The sequence below is a fragment of the Methylicorpusculum oleiharenae genome (assembly GCF_009828925.2).
Classification (GTDB): Bacteria; Pseudomonadota; Gammaproteobacteria; order Methylococcales; family Methylomonadaceae; genus Methylicorpusculum; species Methylicorpusculum oleiharenae.
Window position 1 is genome coordinate 2,318,742 of record NZ_WUTY02000001.1, and the last position, 19,620, is coordinate 2,338,361.

Here is a 19,620-nt window from a genome sequence, read left to right on the forward strand (position 1 = left end):
TTTACCCAATAACATAAGTAATCTGAACGCCGGTAACGGGTTTATTTTCGATATTTTTCCCTGCAAGCTAGAGCTTCAATATCAGACCGGCCAAAGGGGGCAGGGTCAAGTTAATGGAATAAGGCAGGTTCATCCAAGGAATCGGTTCGGAAAGAGCCAGGCCGTTTCCGATGTTGGTTCCGTCATAAAAGGAAGAATCCGAGTTCAAAATTTCATGGTAATGCCCTGGACTTGGTACCCCGATCCGGTAGTTTTCACGAACGACAGGTGTAAAGTTAAGAACGACAATCAAATCCTCATGTGCATCTTTTCGGCGGTAACTGATCACCGACTGTTCGACGTCATGGCAATCAATCCATTCGAAACCGTGATGATCGAAATCGTGTTTAAAAAGAGCCGGATGAGTTCGGTAAAGGTGATTTAAATCTTTGACCAATGTTTTTATGCCATGATGATGCGGATATTGCAATACATACCAGTCCAGACATTGGTTGAAGTTCCATTCCGAACCCTGGCCGAATTCACAGCCCATGAACAATAGCTTTTTACCGGGATAGGTAAACATCAACGTATACAGCAGTCTCAAATTGGCAAAGCGTTGCCATTCGTCGCCAGGCATTTTGTTGATCAACGAGCCCTTACCGTGAACAACCTCGTCATGCGAGAAAGGCAACGTAAAATTCTCAGTGAAGGCATAGAGCATTCCAAATGTCAGCTGGTCGTGGTGAAAGCGTCTATGGACAGGGTCTTCTTGAAAGTACGCCAGGGTGTCATGCATCCAACCCATATTCCATTTCATCGAAAAGCCCAATCCACCCGCCCAGGTTGGACGCGTGACTTGTGGCCAGGCGGTCGATTCCTCGGCCATCATCACTGCGCCGGGATGTTGCTCATGTGTGATGGTGTTCAGTTCCCGGAAGAAATCAATGGCTTCAAGGTTTTCATTGCCGCCATACATGTTCGGAATCCAGTCATGTGCTTCGCGCGAGTAATCCAGATAGAGCATCGAAGCCACCGCATCAACCCTCAAACCATCAAGGTGAAACTCATTCAGCCAGAATATGGCGCTGGCTAGCAGGAAGTTTTTAACTTCATTACGGCCGTAGTTATAGATGAGTGTCCCCCAGTCGCGGTGTTCACCTTTGCGAGGGTCTTCATGCTCATACAGTGCGCTGCCGTCAAAACGGGCAAGAGCAAAATTATCTTTGGGAAAATGCGCAGGCACCCAATCCAGGATGACGCCGATGCCGTTCTGATGGCAGGCATCTACGAAAAAGCGAAAATCATCTGGCGACCCATGGCGGCTGGTAGGTGCAAAATAGCCTATGGTCTGGTATCCCCAGGAAGCATCCAGCGGGTGTTCGGTTATGGGTAGCAATTCGATGTGAGTAAAACCCAACTCTTTGACGTAGTCGACCAAATGGGTGGCAAGATCCCGGTAATTCAGGAAATTTCCCAAATTGTCGCGTTGCCAGGATCCCAGATGAACTTCATAAATGGACATGGGTTCGTGCAGCCAGTCGAACTGGTGCCTGCTTTCCATCCATTGCTGGTCTTTCCAGGTGTAACTGTTTTCTTTGACGACAATTGAAGATGTTTTTGGACGAAATTCGAATTGTTGGCCATAAGGATCTGTCTTAACGAGCAGTTCCTGGCTATGCCTGTTGAGAATTTCAAACTTATAAAGCGCACCGTCTTTCAAGCCGGGAATAAAAATTTCCCAAATACCGCTGCTGCCCAGGCTTCTCATTGGATTACACCGGCCATCCCACCGGTTGAAGTCGCCAATTACGCTGACACGCTGAGCATTTGGCGCCCAGACGGTGAAGACGACGCCTTCAATACCATCCGATGTATGGAGATGCGCGCCCATTTTGGTGTACACATGCCAATGGCGGCCTTCTCCAAACAAGTGTCTATCAAAATCGGACAGTTGTACCCCAAAATCATAGGGGTCGTAATTCGTATGTTTTCCGCCGTCTTTGTCTACCCATGTTAATTTGTAGTGACCGGACAGTTCGTTCTTTTTGGCGATGTATTCGAAAAAATCAGTGCCTGGGACGCGAGGGATAGGAATTTTGGTTTCGGCAAAGCGCACGGTTTCTGCGTAGGGCAGGTAAAGAGTGATTTTGACAGTATCATTGTGTGAATGGCGACCCAGGACAGCGAAGGGATCGTGATGTTTTGCCTCAATAATTTTGATGAAATCAGTTCCAAGCTTTGGGAGGGATTGCTTTTTCACTTTGAAACGCCTCAATGTAGTAGGATAATGTTCCTGTGAATGTTACCAAATAACTAACAAGATGTAATTCTATTCCACAAGGGGAAGTCAATGTCAGAAACAAGCAGCCACCAGCAGGATCGTTTTGTCAGTCATCTTACCAGAAATACTATTGCCCTGATTCTAGCGGGCGGTCGAGGTTCGCGTCTAAAAAATATGACCGATTGGCGAGCGAAGCCGGCCGTGCCATTCGGAGGCAAATTCCGAATTATTGATTTTCCCTTATCAAATTGCATGAATTCGGGTATACGCAAGATAGGCGTGCTTACCCAGTACAAGGCGGATTCATTGATTCGTCACATCCAGCAGGGCTGGGGGTTTTTAAGAGGCGAATTCGGCGAATATGTTGATCTGATGCCCGCTCAACAACGGCTTGAAACATCCTGGTACGAGGGAACAGCGGATGCGATTTATCAAAACATCGATATTTTAAGAACCCGAAATCCTGAATATGTGCTGGTTCTCGCCGGTGATCACATTTATAAAATGGATTATGGCGCAATGCTTGCTGATCATGTAGCCAATAACGCAGATTTGACAATAGGTTGCCTGGAGGTATCCTTGGCCGAAGCCTCTGAGTTTGGGGTCATGGATATTGACGAGGACAGAAGGGTCAAAGCGTTTGTCGAAAAGCCGTCGAATCCGCCCTCAATGCCTGGTAAGCCAGATAAGGCATTGGCATCCATGGGTATTTATGTATTTAATGCCCGTTTCTTGTTCGAACAATTGATTAAGGATGCCGATACCCCTGGATCGTCACGCGACTTCGGCAAAGACATAATCCCCTCGGTCATTAGTAAATACCGTATCAATGCCTACCCATTCCTCAACATGCAGGGTGGGCAAAGTTACTGGCGGGATGTAGGAACTATCGATGCGTATTGGTCAGCCAATATGGAGCTGATCGGCGTTAAGCCCGATTTGAACCTGTATGACAAGACCTGGCCTATCTGGACTTACCAAGAGCAAACGCCGCCGGCCAAATTTGTTTTTGACGACGATAAAAGGCGTGGTCAAGCAGTCGATTCGATGGTTTCCGGCGGTTGTGTGATTTCGGGTTCCAAAATCAGGCATTCATTGCTGTTTTCCAATGTCCGCGTCAACTCTTACAGTGTGCTGCAGGATACGGTGGTCTTGCCTGAAGTCAATATCGCCAGGCATTGCCGGATTACTAAAGCGATCATTGAAAAAGGATGTGAGGTACCGCAAGGTACTGTCATAGGGGAGGATCGCGCTGAGGATGAAAAAAGATTTCATGTCAGTCCTGGCGGCGTAGTACTGGTGACTCCGGATATGTTGGGCCAGAACAGACATTATGTCAGATAGTCAAAAACTGAAATTGGTGCTCTGTTGGCACATGCATCAGCCTGAATACAGGGATTTGCAGACTGGCGAATATCAATTGCCGTGGACCTATCTTCATGTCCTTAAAGATTACAGTGATATGGCAGCGCATCTTGAAGCGGTTCCTGAGGCGAGGGCGGTTGTCAATTTTGCACCCATCTTACTGGAGCAGATCGAGGACTACGCGAGGCAGGTTAACGGGTTTTTGCGGGAAGATATTCCGGTCAAAGACGCTCTGCTCTCAGCGTTAGTCGCGACCTCGGTGACAGCTGAACCTGAAGGCCGTCTGAAAATAATTCATGATTGCGTCAAAGCCAATAGAGCCAGGCAAATTGAGCGTTATCCTGCGTATCTCAATCTCGTTGTTATAGCGGATTGGGTCCGGCACCATGACGATGCGCTTAGTTATTTGAGCCCCCATTATTTTGAAGATCTTTTGGTCTGGTATCATCTGGCATGGATGGGTGAAAGTATCAAGCTTTCCGATTTTCGAATCCAGAAGTTGATTGATAAAGGTTCAGGCTTTTCTCATGCAGAAAGAATTCAGCTGGCTGAAGTTATCGGTGAGCATTTGGATAGTATCATCGGTCGTTACAAAAGGCTGGCGGAACAAGGGCGTATTGAATTATCGGTCACACCGTATGCGCACCCGATATTGCCGCTGATGCTGGATATTAAATCAGCGCTCCAGGCCATGCCCGATGCGGACATGCCAGAACTTGACAGCTATCCTGGCGGAACCGAGCGGGTAAAATGGCATTTGCAATACGGCCTTGATACATTCAGGCGGTTTTTTGGCTTTGAACCTCAAGGATGCTGGCCTTCTGAGGGTGCTGTAAGTGCTGAAACGCTCTCGATTCTCTCTGAATATGGGTTCAAATGGACCGCATCCGGCGGTAATGTGCTGAGGAATAGTCTGCGTCTCTCTCAACTTGAAGAAACCAGTACGCATCATCCTTTTTGTGTTGAGGATATCGGGTTACCCTGCTTTTTTAGAGATGATGGCTTGTCCGATCTTATTGGTTTTGAATATTCAAAATGGCATGCTGATGATGCGGTGGCCGATCTGATCAAGCATTTGGAGTTTATTCACAAACATGATGCTTCAGACGGCAAAGTTGTCTCTATTATCATGGACGGTGAAAATGCCTGGGAGTATTTTCCTCAAAACGGATATTATTTTTTATCGGCCCTTTATCAGAAATTAAGCAGCCACCCTCTTATTCAGTTAACCACTTTTTCAGAATGTCTTGATCAGGGTGCGGTTGTTAAACCCTTGCCTAAAATGATGGCGGGAAGTTGGGTATACGGCACTTTTTCTACGTGGATTGGTGATAAGGACAAGAATCGGGGGTGGGATATGCTGGGCGATGTCAAAAAATGCTATGACAATTTGATCGCTTCCGATAGTTTAACGCATGAACAAATGGATGCTGCACGGCAGCAGCTGTCTATTTGTGAGGGCTCTGATTGGTTTTGGTGGTTTGGGGACTATAATCCCGGGGATGCGGTCAGCAGTTTCGAAAGGCAGTATCGCTTGAATTTAACTAATTTGTATCGGCTGATGGGACAGGAGCCACCGGCTTATCTTGCCCAATCCTTTGCTCAGGGCTCTGGTCAACCAGCTATGGGAGGCGCTATGAGACCTGGTGTGGAAAACTTATAACCAGGAACGCAAGTGATTGATATTTTACATAAAAGAAGAGCGGGTGTTTTGCTTCATATCACTTCTTTACCGGGTGGGGATGGTAATGGAGACCTAGGGCAGGAAGCATTCAATTTCGTCGATTTTTTACACAGCATCGGGGCATCGGTCTGGCAGACCTTGCCGCTTAATATGCCGCATGCGGATGGCTCTCCTTACCAATGTCTTTCTGCGCATGCCGGAAACCCGGCTTTGATTAATCTGGACTGGCTGGTCAAAAAGGGTTGGCTGGCTTCCTCGGATCGTTGTGTCGAATGCAGCGTTACCTTCGAGTTTGCAAAAAGCTGTTTGGTGACAAAGGCTTATTATGGCTTTTTAGACAGAGCGTCTTCTGATGAGAAGAAAGAGTTCGCTCGTTTTTGTTTGGAAAAAAAGAATTGGCTGGAAGATTTCGCTTTATTTGTCGCGCTGAGAACCGAATTTAATAAACAATGCTGGAATCAATGGCCTGATGAATACAAAAATAAGAACTCAAAAGCCATAATTAGTGCCAGAAGAAGGCTGAATTCTAAAATTGAAACGATAAAATTTGAGCAATTCGTTTTCTTTAGCCAGTGGAATGCGTTAAGAGATTATGCCTCGCAGCGAGGCGTTTTGTTATTCGGCGATATTCCCATTTTTGTTTCTTATGACAGTGCTGACGTGTGGGTACATCCCGAAGTATTCAAGCTGGATGACGAAGGATGTATGTTAGTCGTTGCCGGCGTACCACCCGATTATTTTTCTGAAACCGGTCAGCGTTGGGGAAATCCTCATTATGATTGGGATTATTTGCAGGAAACAGGGTTTCGATGGTGGATTGAGCGCATGCAAACCCAAATCGAAATGTTCGATATTGTCCGTATTGATCATTTTCGAGGTTTGGAAGCGGCTTGGGAGATTCCCAGTCATGAGCCTACCGCCGTAAATGGTAATTGGGTAAAAGCGCCGGGAAAAGAGTTACTGGAAGCGATTTATAATGCTTTTGGACCTGTTGCGCTGGTTGCAGAAGATTTGGGGATCATAACCGAGGAAGTTGAAGAGTTGCGCGATCACTTCGGTCTGCCCGGAATGAAAATCCTTCAATTCGCCTTCGGTGGAAATCATGACAATCCCTATTTGCCGGGAAATCTGGAAAAAAACTCGGTGGTCTATACAGGAACACATGATAATGACACCACGCTGGGTTGGTATGAACAAATCAGTGATTGGGAAAAAGATTACATTCATGAGTACCTAGGCAGTCCCACATCAACGATGCCTTTTACATTGATTCAGGCTGCGCTTTCTTGCGTGTCTAATTTAGCTGTCATTCCCATGCAGGATATACTCGAGCTGGGCACAGAGCACCGCATGAATACACCGGGAACCACCGAGGGTAATTGGCACTGGCGTTTCGAGTGGGGACAATTATCGCAAGATAAAGTGAATCGCCTTGCTCACGCTATCCATTTATTCGGCCGTTCTTAAATCCGTATCTGCTCCCTCCCATCTTAGTGGGTGTAGGTGGTTGATTGAAAAGGCTTCTGCAACAGGGACGAATTTAAGCGTCCTTTGAAATCAAGTATCTACACCCTAAATTCAAAGCGGGCGTGTAGTTACCTTAAATCGTCTCTTTCATTTCCTGAGCCTTTCTAAGATCTTATACTTCGAAAGGCTTCAGTTCTTGATTTTCTTGAGTAGCTTAACGACTTGGCTCAGTCATCGTCAGCCTCTTTTCCATCCGCATTGACAGGGAACTGTAATAAAGGAAAATTATATTCGGACAATATTTTCTTGATTTCGCCGGATTTCGCGTGGATTAATTGATTTAACTGTTCTTTTCTGGCCTTATCGCCGTAGCGGACGCCCATCGCTATTGAAAAATCAAATTTATTCTGCGGGGATGAAATCATGGGAATGGCGGTATAACTGTTGACGGGGCTCTGGGAAATCACATAGCCTGCGATCGGTCCCCAGAGGATTGCCATATCAATTTTTCCTGCTTTTAAATCCTTTTCGATTTGCATCGCTATATTGTTTTCGTTGTCCCCTGACATTGTCTGGTAGGGTATGCCTTCGTCCAGCAATCCGGCTTGTTGCAGCCAGGTTGTGCCAGGTCCTCTGTCAAACATGGCAATGCGTAAGCTCTGTTGCCGTTCCAGTGGAAGATTTGTTAATTGATCCAGGCTGGTTATGTCATCCCAGCCTCTGTTTTTGGATATCAACAGTAAGTAAGTCGTATGGTAATAAGGTACGGTATTCAACGTCCTGTCGCTTCTTGCCGGAACCCCCATGATGACATCGCATTTAAATTCCTCCGTGTCACCGATGGTTGCATTCAGTGTGTTTCTGATAAACCCGATGCGGTCAGGAAACCATGTGAATTCCAGGGTTTGACCCAATTCTTCGGCAAATAAAGCCGCTATCTTATTCTCAAAGCCATCCAGCTTGTCGGTTGAGTAGGGAGGGTGTAGCGGGTCAGCACAAACTTTGAATTTTTCCTCTGCATTAACGCTATAACTTACGCCGTTAAAAATAAGGCCGGCTAATATTATTTTTAGAGCTTTGGCTCTCATTCTTTTTACTCCTAAGCTTGATTTGGTATGTATTCAGTATTGGTCAACAACTTATCTGCAAGGGCAATTTAAAGCGCCTCTACAAGAAGAAAATTTAATGTGGATCTGGCTCACCCTTCCTCCCATTTGATTGGGTGTAAGTGCTTGATTTCACCGGACGCATGAAACCAGTCCTGTTGCAGAAGCCTTTTCAATCAAGCACCTATACACTCTATTCCAACCGAGCGAGTAGTTAATTTAATAATCGGTAAACTCCATATCGTAATTCATTTGAATAAGTGATGAAGGGTTAGTTCATCTTTATCTGGAAATACAGCTGAACATAAAAAAATTTTGTACGCCCAGCTTAAGTCAATACACTAGTGCACGCTTAACCGGATAGATAGGCGCGAGTGAGGCATTTTTAAAGGGTTTTAGATTGAATGTCTGTAAGCCCGTCAACTGTTTTTCCGGATAAAAAAAAACCCCGGCCGATTTATCACGGCCGGGGTTTTATCACAGATATCTACCTAATAGATTTAGTTAGGTAAAGCAAAAACTGTGAGCGTACCACCTAACTTGGTGAAAGAGCTCAAGCTTCTGTAAGCACCTACTGCACCTAAACCTTCAGAATTTGAAGATTCTTCGCCTGAATCCAGGCCTGCAGCGATACCTATACCTGCCCATCCGCCAACGCCTGATAATACGCCAACATATTGTTTGCCGTTGTATTCCCAAGTATTAACGTTACCGATAATGCCGGAAGGTGTTTTGAATTTATACAATTCTTTTCCTGTTTTGGCATCAACTGCTTTCAGATAGCCTTCCAAAGTACCGTAAAATACTACGCCGCCAGCCGTTGCAACTGAGCCTGACCATACGGAGAATTGCTCTTTGTTAGACCATACAATTTTACCGGTAGTCGCATCCCATGCAGTGAACTGTCCGAGGTTGGTTGATTTGTCTTCTTTACCAGTAATCGCATCAACACCCGCTGGGAACATGGATAATGTAGCACCCACATAAGGTTGACCCGCAGTGTATTCAACTTCGAAAGGTTCGTAGTCCATACAAACATGGTTGCCGGAAATATAGAAGTAACCGGTTTGTGGAGAATACGAAACAGGCTGCTGGTTTTTGCTTCCCAATGCTGCTGGGCAGACGCCTTGAGTATTGGTATCTTCACCGTTTTGTTCGGTGCTGTATTTAGATACGACTTCTGGACGTCCTGTTTTCATATCGACATGTGATGCCCAGTTTACGGCTTTATCGAATTTTTCAGCAACTAACAGTTCACCGGTTACGCGATCCAATGTATAGCCAAAACCGTTACGGTCAAAGTGAACAACGGTTTTACGCATTTTCCCGTTGATTTCTTGATCAACCAAAGGTGTTTCGTTAATACCGTCAAAATCCCACTCATCATGCGGAGTCATCTGGTAAACCCATTTGACTTCTCCGGTATCAGCGTCGCGAGCCCACAAGGACATTGACCATTTATTGTCGCCAGGCCGTTGTGTTGGGTTCCAGGTGGATGGGTTGCCTGATCCGTAATAAACCAGGTTCAATTCTGGATCATAGCTGTACCAGCCCCAAGTAGTTCCGCCGCCGATTTTCCATTGGTCACCTTCCCAAGTACTGGTACTTGAGTCTTTTCCAACAGCTTCTACTTTGCCGTCTTTCCATGTGGTGGTTTTAGTCGGGTTGATCAGAGTGTCTGAATCAGGACCCATGCTGTAACCTTTCCATTCCAGTTCGCCGGTGTTGACATTGTAAGCGGCCAGGAAGCCACGAACGCCAAATTCACCGCCGGAAATACCGGTTATAACTTTATCTTTAACTACAATAGGCGCTTGAGTGTTAGTCATACCCAGTTTTGGATCGCCGTTTTGAACGCTCCAGATGCGTTTTCCGGTTTTAGCATCTAATGCTGTTAACACGGTATCGGATTGTTGCAGAAATATTTTGCCGCCACCGTAAGCCAAACCGCGGTTTACAGTATCGCAGCACATAACAGGAATCGTTACGTCAGCGTCTTGCTGTGGGGTATATTCCCAGATAACGGATTGAGTTTTTTGGTCAATCGCGTAAACGGTGTTAGGAAAAGGAGTGTGGATGTATAAAGTATCATTGACTACTAATGGGCCGCCTTCGTGGCCACGAAGAACACCCGTTGAAAAAGTCCATGCTGGTTGCAGAGTCTTTACGTTTGAGGTGTTGATTTCTTTAAGTTCGCTGTAACGAGTTCCTTGATAGTTCCCACCCCAAGTAGCCCAGTTTGCTGGGTTCTTGGTCAGTTTTTCAACTTCGCTGTTTGCATTGGCAATAGCTGGTCCAGCAAGCAGGGCAGCAACTGTTGAGGCAATTAGCCAGCTTTTAACAGGCTTCTTCATATATTTCCTCCTGGTATTCTGTCGTACAACAAAATACGGGTTGTGATTTTAAGACTAATATTAGTTTTAAAGCAGTTGTGGGCGACATTATTATTTCCTCAAAAAAAGGAGGAATTCCTTTAAGCGTCACTCCAGATGCGTAAATTTAATGATTTTACCTTAAAAGTCAACTTAAAACGGCTGTCTGATAAGGTTTAAATACACGCTGAAAGTTAGAAAAATAAACGCTATCCGCATTTATAAAAGCTATTCTATCAACCAAGCCATTATATGCAACTTCCTGAATATCTGCTCACCATTCTTACTTTAGGATTGTTATCCATTATTCCTGCCAAATTAGCCCTGGATGCATGATTGCCCTTAATCGGTTTTATTGTCCAAGTCATGTCTGAACAGGAACAAAGGCTGAAAAATTCCGTTAATGTTTGGCCTTCAATGGCGGGCAGATAGATTCCCTTTAAAGCCGTTCAATTGCGAACTCGCCTTCGCGCCATACCAAAACATCCGCATAGTCTTTTTTCCAATCAGCCAATACGAACCGTTGAGCCGATTGTCCGTCAATCTGAAGATCATGAATAGCCGGTCGATGAGTATGTCCATGAATCAGCCGAAAAACCTTGTGATGACGCATGGTGTCGACGACGGTCGTCTGGTTCACATCCATAATTTCCTGTGGCTTTTTGCGTTTGTGAAAAAAACTTCTGATGCGATACCAACGTGCCGCTAAAAGCCGGATCAACAACGGTTTGGATAAAACGTTTTGTTGCCATTCGCGGGTATGGGATTTAATGCGGAATTGCTGGTACGCTTCATCGTCAGAGCAGAGCAGATCGCCATGCATTAGCAAGGTAGGAGTGCCTTTCAGGTCGATGACGCTGTAATCAGGTAACAAGTTCACGCCCGTTTCACTGCAAAATCTGTTGCCCAACAGAAAGTCACGGTTGCCATGTTGTAAATAAATTGCGACGCCGGACTGGGTTAACGCGCGCAATTTATTTTTGATGGCTTTAACAGGAGGAGAGTGGTCATCATCGCCAATCCATACGTCAAAAAGATCGCCCAGGATATAAATTGATTGGCAGCCAACCGCTCTTTTTTCAAGAAAATCAAGAAATCGTCTGGTAATAGCGGGTTTTTCCAGTGCAATATGGAGGTCTGAAATAAAAATAATTTCTTGGTTCAAAATGCTTGGGTCCGTTTGAATTCTGGTTGATGAGGAGGGTTCAAGATTTAACTTCATTATCGAAAGGATAAGAAGAGAGGATTTCCAGATTCACTGCTGGCCATAATAGCGGGCAAGGCATTAAGGAAGCAAGATTTTACAGGTAATTAAGGTGTCTTAACCAGGCGATGGGCAAACCCGGTCATAGGCGATCGATTTTTTGCCTTTTTATGATCTAAAATCGTTGGCGGCTGACTAAAAAGACAATTATGGTAAACTCCTTGTACTATCAATTTACTGGTCGGGCTATACGGCACAATCAGTCATAATAAATTGATTTGAAAGTGACAATAATAAAATTGGAGGATGGTATGTTAAAAATGCGAACTCTGGTCACCGCATTAGCGTTGGCTGGATCTGTTTCTGCGGTTCATGCTGCAGGATCCTTACCCAAAACAGCGCCTGCACCTGCAGATAATCCCACGACACAGGAAAAAGTGGTGTTGGGTCAAATGCTTTATCACGATCCACGTTTGTCTTCGACAGGCACGGTTTCTTGTGCGTCTTGCCATAACACCATGTTAGGTGGAGACGATAATCGACCCAACTCAATGGGTGTTAACGGCCAAACCGGCGGACGCAGTGCGCCAACGGTATGGAATTCTGCTTTCAATCAGGTACAGTTCTGGGACGGCAGAGCGGCAAGCCTTGAAGAACAGGCCGCCGGTCCAGTGACTAATCCCATCGAAATGGGCATGAAAAGCTGGGACGATGTGGTTGAGCGCTTAAAAACAATCGAAGGCTATCAGGATGCATTTGAAAAAGCTTTTGGCAAGGATTCCATTTCAAAAGACAATGCAACCAAAGCGATTGCGGCTTATGAGCGCACATTGATCACACCCAACAGCCCTTTCGATAAATATGTGGATGGCGATAAAGATGCTTTAACTGAGCAACAAGTGCGCGGCATGAAAAAAGCCGTTGAGTTAGGCTGCACGGGTTGTCACAGTGGTCCAGCATTTAATGGCGCGGGAGCCTTCCAAAAGTTTCCGGTTAACAGCAACGGCTACTTTGAGGCTCAATATCACTTCAAAAAAGACAAAGGCCTAGCTGAAGTGACTAAAAATGCCGAAGACGAGCACATGTGGAAAGTACCGACTTTACGCAATATTGCTCTGACTGCGCCATACATGCACAACGGTTCGGTTGCGACATTAGAGGAGGCTGTTAAATTGATGGGTAAACTGCAATTGGGTCAGGATCTGGCTAAGGACGATATTGCCGATATCGTCGTGTTTTTGAATGGATTGACCGGTGAGTTTCCAAAGCAAGCCATGCCGGTTTTGCCGGGAACTCCAGGCCGCGCTTTTAAATGAGTGTTTTGTAAAAAAATCCGTAACTATTCAGCGGAGCAACAAAACGAAGGTGATACGTCGGGTGAAGGTTGGGTTAACTCGCAGAACGTTATCCAGCCTTTGCTGAAGCATAACAAACACTGATTGTCTTGATGTATCTACTCGCCCGCTTTGAATTGAGGTTGCAGGTGATTAATTGAAAGGACGCATAATAGTCCTGATGTAAAAGCCCCCCTGCTGTTAGTTTAAGGTCAACAGCAGAGGGTGCATTTTAATCGTTCTGATACAGCGGCAGTTGTTCAATGCGGTAGTCTATTTCCTTTAGCATGCTCTGGTACTCGCTACTGTAAACATTAGCGAAACGCCTTTTAAACTGTTTATTATCAAGCCCTTCCGGTAAGTCCAGGACATTAGGCATAAAAGTCGTATAGTCCTTGATTTCTGCCATTTTTAACTGAAGCTTGCGCGCGCTCTCGGGAGAAGCGGTTGCCATTTTGCCAAACCGCATTCCCGCCCTGTCTCCGGCAATGTCAATAAAACTGAACCCACTGCCGCTGACCGAATCGCTCAGTTCTTTTTCGAGACCTATCATGTTGGCTAAGTGCCCACCCCCCGTCGAAGTGAGCATGGCAGAAGCGATAAAATGTTTTGCCAAGTCAATTCGTTTGTAAAGAAAAACGGGGAAATAGCGGCGGGGTTTGGCCGTTACTTTGTCCGGTAGATAAGGCAGGATTTCATCTTTGTTCGCGTAACTGTTGATCGTAAAAATAACGATACGATTTTCCTTGATCGCTGTTTTTAGCGAAGAGCGTCTATACGCAATCGCAAAAAGAGGCTGAATCAATTCCGCCAGTGAAAGCCGCCAGTCGGGATCATGCTGATTGATGATGTTTGTCAGTTTTTGCTGATAAAAAATCATGGCTTGCCTATCTTGAGCCTGATTGAGTAAATCTGCCGTATTTTCGGCAAACATGGGGTCAGTTAGATAAGTCAGGGTTAGCTTTTCGGCGGTTATATCCAGGTCAATAATCTGTTCGGTCAAAAAAATGTAATGTTGCTTCAGATGAGCGTACTTTATTATTTTTTGCAGCAAAAACTCGGCTACATTGTCGTCCAGCTGCAAATTTCCAACCTTGACACTATTGATGTGTGAGTTGCTGTTTTGTTTGACCAGGCTGAATTGCAGATTTAGGTAGTGGCCGAATGAATTTTTAGGCAGCTTGAGAGCGATGGAAAAGTGCATGGAATTATCATCCAGCGTGACATTGGAGGAACTGGGCAGATAGTTGTTGAGCAAATAGTTCAGCGCGATGTTGATGTCTCTGGCATTCAAATCCATCGTTTTTAAATTATCCCGGATCGGATTACCCTCAAAAATAGCTTTCGCACGTTCAATATCCTCGGTGGTCGGCTCCCAGTCAGTTTTTATGGCAGGCTGTTGTTCTACTGCAAAAAATAAAGCCAGGGCGAGAAAAACCGGTGGCCCGACAAGCAGTGCAAAGATAAAACGAACAAATAACAGCATCTGACCTATTCAAATTCCAGTTTAAATCCAGCCTCTTTAAGATGTTCAGCCTCTTTTTGAAGGTCCGCAAAGGTCAAAGGCGATTGATTTAGGCAATTTTCCTGAAATTGAAGTCTGATTTTGTTTTTGGTGAAGCTGATTTTAAATTCCGTTAACGGTTTATCTTCTCTGCTTCTGTGCAGCAAAACGGCCAAGCGAAGTAGAATTGTCATGCGAGGAGCAGTGGCTTTCCAGGGATCTTGTAACTTGTTGAAGTTTTTAAGTGAAATCTTTCGCCGGTGAAATTTGATCAGTAGTGACAGGATAAATTGGTCGTGCCTTGAAAAGCCGGCTAAGTCCGCATTTTCAACAATATAGGCACCGTGTTTGTGATACTGGCTATGTGCAATGTCATGGCCAATTTCATATAGGTCCGCAGCCCAGTTCAGATAATTCAACGTGTCTTCAATTTGATCCTCGGGGCTGAACGAATCCAGTTGCTGAAGCATAAAATACAATGTTTCCTTGATTCTGGCTGAGTGAGCCTTGTCGGTATGGAAGCGCTCGCTTAACAATTGCACCGTTTCAGATCGGATATCCTGATTATAGATGCGGCCTAAAAGATCGTGGATCAGGCCTTCTCGCAGAGCGCCGTCGGAGATGGTCATGTGTTCAATGCCCAGAGTTTTAAAGGTTGCGTAAATAATCGCAAGGCCTCCCGGGAAAATCGGAAGTCGCTCTGAATCCAGGTCAGGCAGATTAAGTATACTGATATGGGGGCATTGAGTGAGATGATTAGCCAATTTTTCCAAGCCATCCCGTGTTATCGCATTATGGCTCCATCCTGTTGATTCCAGAACGCCCTGTATGGATCTTAAGCTGCCTGATGCGCCAATGGCTTCATCCCAATTGTTACAGCTGAATTTCTTTTTATGAGGTTCGAGTTTTTGTTCGGCAAACAGCGTGGCTTGCCTGAATGCTTTCGCCGATAATTTGCCATCCTTAAAAAAAAGATTGCTTACTGAAACGCAGCCCATGTTTAGACTTTCTTTAGTCAGCGGGGTGTCATTTGTACCAATGATGTATTCAGTACTGCCCCCGCCAATGTCCATTACAAAGCGTTTATTGGCACTGCTGCTCAAACTGTGGGCAACGCCCTGATAAATCAAGCGGGCTTCTTCAATCCCGGAAATGATGTGAATAGGATGACCCAAAGCTCGCTCGGCTTTTGCAATAAATTGTTGGGCATTAGTCGCCGTTCGCAAGGTGTTGGTTCCCACAATACTGACACTGCCCGGCGGGAAATTCTGAATGCGTTGACCAAAACGTTCCAGACAATCCAGTGCTCTTCGCTGTGTTGCCAAATCAAGATGATTTTTTTTATCCAGGCCCGAGGCCAGTCTGACCATTTCTTTAAGGCGGTCCAGGGTATGCAGTTTTCCGTCCTTCAGTCTGCATACGATCATGTGAAAGCTATTGGAGCCAAGATCAACAGCGGCAACAACTTCTGGGACTTCTTTAGTCACGTTGGTTTCCATTTTTTGCCTACGGTGCGAAACAATTTCTGATAATATCACAGGGTTTTTTGAGGCCTTTTTTGCCGTCCCTGAATTAACGGGTAGACAATTTAGTTGAGGCCATCCTTTAATTTAACTCATTTAAAGATATCCGTTAAGTGAATGTTCCTGAATGAAAGCATTATCAATACGAAAATTAACAAAAAAATATAACAATGGATTTGAGGCTTTAAAAGGCATTGATCTGGATGTTGACTCGGGTGATTTTTTTGCTTTGCTCGGCCCTAATGGTGCCGGAAAATCAACCACGATAGGCATAATCAGCTCTTTGGTCAATGCTACCAGCGGGTCAGTCACTATTTTCGGGCACGATTTGCAGAAAGACCGTGAGCGTGCAAAAACGTGCATTGGGCTGGTGCCTCAGGAAATCAATTTTAATCAATTCGAAACCGTCAAGCATATCGTGCAAATACAGGCCGGGTATTACGGGATAGGTCAGAAAGAAGCCAAAAAAAGGACCGAACGCTGCCTGAAACAAATGGATTTGTGGACTCAGCGTGATACGATCTCCCGACGCTTGTCAGGGGGAATGAAGCGGCGAGTGATGATCGCAAGAGCGATGGTGCATTCACCCAAGCTGCTCATTCTAGATGAACCGACCGCTGGAGTGGATATCGAAATTCGCCGTTCCATGTGGGAATTGATGGAAGAGGTCAACAAGCAAGGTACCACGATCATTTTGACCACGCACTATCTGGAAGAGGCCGAGAGTCTTTGCCGGAATATCGCCATCATTAACAACGGCCAGATTGTTGAGCATTCGGATATGGCTTCATTGTTGAATCGTCTGAATATTGATCATTTTGTTCTGGACTTGGCTGAGCCAGTTAAGGTTGCCCCGCATTGCCAGGGGTATCAGATTGACATGATATCCGAGCGCTCGTTAAGTGTGGGCGTGCCCAAGGAGCAGGGCCTTAACAAGCTGTTTGAAATGTTAACTGCCGACAGTATTAAGGTTGTCAGTCTCAAGAATAAATCCAACCGCCTGGAGCAAATGTTTATGGACCTGGTCGGTTCATCGACAGCGGAGCAGGGCTTATGAATAATTCAATCGCATTTTGGACCATCGTTACCAAAGAAGTAAGAAGATTCACCCGGATCTGGCCGCAGACAATTTTGCCGCCGGCGATAACGACATCGCTCTATTTTTTAATTTTCGGCAAGTTGATCGGTGATCGTATCGGCCCCATTGGCGGGGTGGGTTATATCGATTACATCGTTCCCGGCGTCATTTTGATGTCGGTGATCAGTCATGCCTATGCCAATGTCGTATCTTCATTTTATTCGACAAAGTTTCAACGGAATATCGAAGAGTTGCTGGTTTCGCCGGTACCTAATTGGGTGATTCTGGCCGGTTATGTTTCTGGGGGCGTGGTGCGCGGCATCATGGTCGGTGGAGTGGTTACCGTTATCTCTTTAATGTTTGCGGACATCTCTATCGCGCATTTTTGGATTTCCGTCGTTGTTTTTATTTTAACAGCGACCTTGTTTTCGTTGGCCGGTTTTATCAATGCCGTTTTTGCTGACAGTTTTGATGATATCGCCATCATTCCCAGCTTTGTTTTGACCCCGTTAAGTTATCTGGGGGGTGTGTTTTACTCGGTATCAATGCTGCCTGAGTTCTGGCAAAAGATTTCATTGGTTAATCCTATTCTGTACATGATCAACGCATTTCGCTACGGATTGATTGGCGTTACCGATGTCGATATCAAATTCGCATTCTTCATTACCGGCTGTTTTATAGTCATATTGTCATTGTTCAGCTTGTATTTGTTGAAAAAAGGAATCGGCATAAAGACGTAACGAAGCGGATTATTTCAGCAATTTCCAGTTTGAGCTTTTAATGTGGCTTTGAGGTTTGGTGTAAGCTTTGCGAGGAACGCCTTAGACCCATTCCTGGGGGCTTGACGGCAGCATCTCTGCGCCGATATCCCCGTAACAAGCTTACGTCCCCCTTTTATTTATCATCAAACGGGTAATTGCTGGATTATTTAATCCGGTTTGAATAAATTGTTTTGCAAAAACAAGGTATAAACCTATAATGCAGAGTTTTTTGGGGTTCCATACCCTGATCCTTGCTTTACCGTCTTCAAAGACAAAGATGGAAAGCTAATAACCCGTAAGGAGCAATCATGCGACATTATGAAATTGTCTTATTAATACACCCTGATCAAAGTTCTCAGGTATCAGCAATGGTAGATCGCTATAAAGCGACTATTGAAGGCGCATCTGGAGCCATCCATAGACTGGAAGACTGGGGACGCAGACATTTGGCGTATCCCATCAGCAAAGTCCATAAAGCACATTATGTTCTGATGAACGTTGAGTGTGATCGTGAAACGTTAATAGAACTGGAAAGCGCATTCCGTTTTAACGACGCCATTTTGCGGAGTATGACTTTGTTGCAAAAGGGTCCTGTCACAGAGCCTTCAATTATCGCTACATCGGGCAATGACGAAAACAAGGCGCCTGCACCTAAGGCCAAAATAGCTGACGATATTGATGAAGACGAAGAGGTTGATCTTGACGTCGTTGTTGATGAGCCAGAAGAATTCAGCGAAGAAACTCCCGAATAATCGATTACCAGTCAATAAACCAGAGGATTATCATGGCACGTAACATGAGACGTAAAAAAAGCAGCCATTTCAATGTCGATGGCTCAAACCAAATCGACTACAAAGATCTGGATACACTGAGAGAATACATTACTGAAACCGGAAAAATTGTACCTAGCCGTATTACCGGTATCAGCGCAAAACAGCAAAGACAATTGTCGACAGCCATAAAACGCGCTCGCTTTGCCGCTTTGTTGCCTTTTTGCGATGCACATAAATAACTGAATTAGCCGGGGGAACAGGTGAAATTTTTAGCGGAATTCATCATGCGGGGCCGAATGTCGGCCATGATGGTTGCATCAACGCTTGCTCTGATTTCTTTGATCCTGCCTCCGGTCAGTATTGTAAGTTCAGCTACGGTAGCGCTAGTCACCTTGAGGCGAGGCGCATACGAGGGTTTATACGTACTGATAAGTTCCAGTGTTGCCGCAGCTTTGCTGGGCTTCCTCGTTCTGGGCGGTTACCAGTTTGCACTGTTGTATGGTCTGGTTTTGTGGATTCCTATCTGGGTTATCTCAATCGTTCTTCGAGAAGGCCGGCATCTGTCATTGGCGGTAGAAATCGCGGTGCTTTTGGGCGCTGCCGCTGTATTGTTATTTTATGGCGTTCAGGAAGACCCGGCCAGATTGTGGGAGTCGGTTTTGGTTCAGATAGCCAAACCAATGATGGATGCGAATCCTGATGTTCCCGTGGAAAACGTACAGCAATCGTTGAGTACATTTGCCCGGTTTATGACCGGCATCATTGCCGCCGGTGCGGTTTACGGGATGCTGTTTGGATTGTTCCTGGGTCGTTGGTGGCAAGCCACACTCTATAATCCGGGAGGATTTCGTCAGGAATTTTTGGCGTTAAGAACGCATCCGCGATTGGCCATTGGTTCAGTTTTAATCGTGTTGGCTGCATGGTGGACCAGCGGAGTTTTATCTGAAGCCGCCTGGAATGTGTCTATTTTGTTTTTTGTTCTGTATACCTTTATTGGTTCTGCGGTGCTGCATAACTTGCTGGCAAGAACAAAAATAAGTCACTTTTTAGTGCCCATGATGTACGTCACTTTACTGCTTATCCCCCATGTTATGTTGCCGGTAGCCGTTTTGGGTTTGCTGGATACATGGTTGAATTTACGTAATAAATTTTTAGTAATCGAGCCCAAATAGGGCGTTATATTTTC

The 19,620-nt window shown here is 45.3% G+C and carries 15 protein-coding genes; 9 read left to right on the top strand and 6 right to left on the bottom strand.

All coding sequences use genetic code 11. The features are described 5' to 3' along the window. Positions 1-67 precede the first annotated feature (67 nt). Positions 68-2,242 carry a 1,4-alpha-glucan branching protein GlgB gene (gene glgB, locus GO003_RS10650; RefSeq protein ID WP_159658746.1) on the bottom strand — a complete coding sequence of 725 codons (2,175 nt, stop codon included), beginning with the start codon at positions 2,240-2,242 and terminating at the stop codon, positions 68-70. A 90-nt stretch (positions 2,243-2,332) separates the two neighbouring features. Here glgB and glgC point away from each other — a divergent pair, with 90 nt between their 5' ends. From glgC to malQ, 3 genes are read left to right on the top strand one after another with little or no spacing between them, the layout of a single operon-like run. Beyond that, positions 2,333-3,607, top strand: coding sequence for a glucose-1-phosphate adenylyltransferase (gene glgC / locus GO003_RS10655; RefSeq protein ID WP_159658745.1), 1,275 nt, complete (start codon positions 2,333-2,335; stop codon positions 3,605-3,607). Further along, on the top strand, positions 3,597-5,291 hold the full coding sequence (locus GO003_RS10660) for a glycoside hydrolase family 57 protein (protein ID WP_159658744.1): 1,695 nt from the start codon (positions 3,597-3,599) through the stop codon (positions 5,289-5,291). The genes glgC and GO003_RS10660 overlap by 11 nt, the downstream gene beginning before the upstream one ends. Positions 5,292-5,303: 12 nt before the next feature. Next, the gene (gene malQ / locus GO003_RS10665) at positions 5,304-6,779 is read left to right on the top strand and encodes a 4-alpha-glucanotransferase (protein ID WP_159658743.1); all 1,476 of its coding nucleotides are present in this window, start codon (positions 5,304-5,306) and stop codon (positions 6,777-6,779) included. A 227-nt stretch (positions 6,780-7,006) separates the two neighbouring features. Here malQ and GO003_RS10670 read toward each other — a convergent pair whose 3' ends face one another. From GO003_RS10670 to lpxH, 3 genes are all read right to left on the bottom strand, one after another. Beyond that, a complete protein-coding gene (locus tag GO003_RS10670; RefSeq protein WP_159658742.1) occupies positions 7,007-7,867 on the bottom strand; it encodes a quinoprotein dehydrogenase-associated putative ABC transporter substrate-binding protein in 861 nt (286 codons plus the stop codon). 518 nt (positions 7,868-8,385) lie between these two features. After that, complete coding sequence (locus tag GO003_RS10675) at positions 8,386-10,239, bottom strand: methanol/ethanol family PQQ-dependent dehydrogenase (protein WP_159658741.1); 1,854 nt, start codon at positions 10,237-10,239, stop codon at positions 8,386-8,388. Positions 10,240-10,696: 457 nt separating this feature from the next. Continuing rightward, positions 10,697-11,422: a UDP-2,3-diacylglucosamine diphosphatase gene (gene lpxH, locus GO003_RS10680; protein ID WP_206444783.1), complete on the bottom strand. Its 726-nt coding sequence runs from the start codon at positions 11,420-11,422 to the stop codon at positions 10,697-10,699. 350 nt (positions 11,423-11,772) lie between these two features. Here lpxH and GO003_RS10685 point away from each other — a divergent pair, with 350 nt between their 5' ends. After that, positions 11,773-12,777 carry a cytochrome-c peroxidase gene (locus GO003_RS10685; RefSeq protein ID WP_159658739.1) on the top strand — a complete coding sequence of 335 codons (1,005 nt, stop codon included), beginning with the start codon at positions 11,773-11,775 and terminating at the stop codon, positions 12,775-12,777. Positions 12,778-13,027: 250 nt separating this feature from the next. On the opposite strand, the gene GO003_RS10690 is transcribed toward GO003_RS10685, so the two are convergent. Then, entirely contained in the window at positions 13,028-14,281 is a 1,254-nt protein-coding gene (locus GO003_RS10690; RefSeq protein ID WP_159658738.1) for a hypothetical protein, read from the bottom strand. 5 nt (positions 14,282-14,286) lie between these two features. Then, the gene (ppx, locus tag GO003_RS10695) at positions 14,287-15,786 is read right to left on the bottom strand and encodes an exopolyphosphatase (RefSeq protein WP_159658737.1); all 1,500 of its coding nucleotides are present in this window, start codon (positions 15,784-15,786) and stop codon (positions 14,287-14,289) included. A gap of 163 nt (positions 15,787-15,949) precedes the next feature. Between ppx and GO003_RS10700 the strand changes: the two genes are divergently transcribed. The 5 genes from GO003_RS10700 to GO003_RS10720 all read left to right on the top strand — a co-directional run bounded on the left by GO003_RS10700 (position 15,950) and on the right by GO003_RS10720 (position 19,606). Next, on the top strand, positions 15,950-16,879 hold the full coding sequence (locus GO003_RS10700) for an ABC transporter ATP-binding protein (RefSeq protein WP_159658736.1): 930 nt from the start codon (positions 15,950-15,952) through the stop codon (positions 16,877-16,879). Then, on the top strand, positions 16,876-17,640 hold the full coding sequence (locus GO003_RS10705; RefSeq protein WP_159658735.1) for an ABC transporter permease: 765 nt from the start codon (positions 16,876-16,878) through the stop codon (positions 17,638-17,640). Before GO003_RS10700 ends, GO003_RS10705 begins: the two co-directional genes overlap by 4 nt. Positions 17,641-17,969: 329 nt before the next feature. Continuing rightward, on the top strand, positions 17,970-18,413 hold the full coding sequence (rpsF, locus tag GO003_RS10710; RefSeq protein WP_159658734.1) for a 30S ribosomal protein S6: 444 nt from the start codon (positions 17,970-17,972) through the stop codon (positions 18,411-18,413). A 32-nt stretch (positions 18,414-18,445) separates the two neighbouring features. Next, positions 18,446-18,673, top strand: coding sequence for a 30S ribosomal protein S18 (rpsR, locus tag GO003_RS10715; RefSeq protein WP_159658733.1), 228 nt, complete (start codon positions 18,446-18,448; stop codon positions 18,671-18,673). Positions 18,674-18,694: 21 nt separating this feature from the next. After that, positions 18,695-19,606: a DUF2232 domain-containing protein gene (locus GO003_RS10720; RefSeq protein WP_231088939.1), complete on the top strand. Its 912-nt coding sequence runs from the start codon at positions 18,695-18,697 to the stop codon at positions 19,604-19,606. Positions 19,607-19,620: the final 14 nt, after the last annotated feature.

Bases quoted from the DNA above. Each gene is read 5' to 3' on its own strand.
- glgC (WP_159658745.1), top strand. From the start codon at position 2,333: ATGTCAGAAACAAGCAGCCACCAGCAGGATCGTTTTGTCAGTCATCTT.
- rpsR (WP_159658733.1), top strand. From the start codon at position 18,446: ATGGCACGTAACATGAGACGTAAAAAAAGCAGCCATTTCAATGTCGAT.
- GO003_RS10685 (WP_159658739.1), top strand. From the start codon at position 11,773: ATGTTAAAAATGCGAACTCTGGTCACCGCATTAGCGTTGGCTGGATCT.
- GO003_RS10700 (WP_159658736.1), top strand. From the start codon at position 15,950: ATGAAAGCATTATCAATACGAAAATTAACAAAAAAATATAACAATGGA.
- GO003_RS10675 (WP_159658741.1), bottom strand. From the start codon at position 10,239: ATGAAGAAGCCTGTTAAAAGCTGGCTAATTGCCTCAACAGTTGCTGCC.
- GO003_RS10660 (WP_159658744.1), top strand. From the start codon at position 3,597: ATGTCAGATAGTCAAAAACTGAAATTGGTGCTCTGTTGGCACATGCAT.
- rpsF (WP_159658734.1), top strand. From the start codon at position 17,970: ATGCGACATTATGAAATTGTCTTATTAATACACCCTGATCAAAGTTCT.
- GO003_RS10705 (WP_159658735.1), top strand. From the start codon at position 16,876: ATGAATAATTCAATCGCATTTTGGACCATCGTTACCAAAGAAGTAAGA.
- GO003_RS10690 (WP_159658738.1), bottom strand. From the start codon at position 14,281: ATGCTGTTATTTGTTCGTTTTATCTTTGCACTGCTTGTCGGGCCACCG.
- GO003_RS10670 (WP_159658742.1), bottom strand. From the start codon at position 7,867: ATGAGAGCCAAAGCTCTAAAAATAATATTAGCCGGCCTTATTTTTAAC.